The organism is Paramagnetospirillum kuznetsovii (assembly GCF_003284725.1).
In the GTDB taxonomy this organism is placed as follows: domain Bacteria; phylum Pseudomonadota; class Alphaproteobacteria; order Rhodospirillales; family Magnetospirillaceae; genus Phaeospirillum; species Phaeospirillum kuznetsovii.
Genome location: NZ_PGTO01000057.1, coordinates 1 through 1,145 on the forward strand (window position 1 = coordinate 1; position 1,145 = coordinate 1,145).

Sequence of the window (1,145 nt, forward strand, 5' to 3'; positions counted from 1 at the left end):
CTAGTGCACTGACTCATTCAGAAGATGCAGGCAAGCGGGAGAGTTTTTCGAAGATGCCCTCTGCGGTCTTGGTCCAGACGAAGGGCTTGGCCTGACCGTTGTGGTAGCGGATATAGGCGCGGATGGCATCTTCCAACTGGGCAACGGATTTGAACACGCCGCGGCGGATTTTCCGCCGGGTGATGATGGAGAAGAATCCCTCGACGGCGTTGAGCCACGAAGCCGATGTCGGGGTGAAATGGAAGACCCAGCGCGGGTGATCCGCCAACCATTGCCTGACCTTGGGATGCTTATGGGTGGCGTAGTTATCGAGGATGGCATGGATGATTTTCCCTGCGGGAACGGCCCGCTCCACCGCATTGAGGAACTTGATGAATTCCTGATGCCGGTGCTTTTGCATACAACGCCCCAGCACGGTGCCGTCCAAGATGTTGAGGGCGGCAAACAGGGTGGTGGTGCCGTTGCGCTTGTAATCGTGGGTCATGGTGGCGCACTTGCCCGGTTTCAGCGGCAGGCCCGGCTGGGTGCGGTCGAGGGCCTGGATCTGGCTTTTCTCATCAATGGACAGCACCACGGCGTGGCACGGCGGCTCCATGTAGAGGCCAACCACATCCTCGACTTTCTCGGCGAAGGCGGGGTCCTTGGACTTCTTGAACGTGCGCAACCGGTGCGGCTGAAGACGGTGGGCGTCCCAGATCCGCTGGACCGCCCGCAAGCTGATGCCAACGGCCTTGGCGACCGCACGGCCTGTCCAATGGGTAACGCTGCCGGGCGGGTTGGAGCACGGCAGAGCCAAGACCCTCGCGACCGTTTCCAGGGACAAAGGAGGCTTGCCCGGCTTGCGCGTCTTGTCCCGCAGCAAGCCATCAACCCCTTGCTCGGCATAGCGCAGTTGCCAGCGCCACACCGCTGGGCGGCTGATGCCGATTTCGCGGGCCACCTCAAGAACGGGCCGATGCTCAGCCGAAAGAAGGACGATCCGCGCCCGTTGAACGTGCTTTTGCGGACTGTTGCGATCCCCAATGACCTCGGCCAAGCGCACTTGGTCCTCGGGAGAGACGATGATGCTGACGGTCTGTGCCATGACCACAGACTCGCACGGCGCAGATCGATTGTGAATCCTGTGTTTGCGTCAGTGCACTAGG

The 1,145-nt window shown here is 61.2% G+C and carries 1 protein-coding gene; it reads right to left on the bottom strand.

Features of this window, described 5'->3' with window-relative positions:
* Positions 1–13: 13 nt before the first annotated feature.
* Positions 14–1,084 (bottom strand): IS630 family transposase, encoded by a 1,071-nt coding sequence (locus CU669_RS20915; RefSeq protein WP_112147518.1) that lies wholly within the window; start codon positions 1,082–1,084, stop codon positions 14–16.
* Between the last annotated feature and the right edge of the window lie 61 nt (positions 1,085–1,145).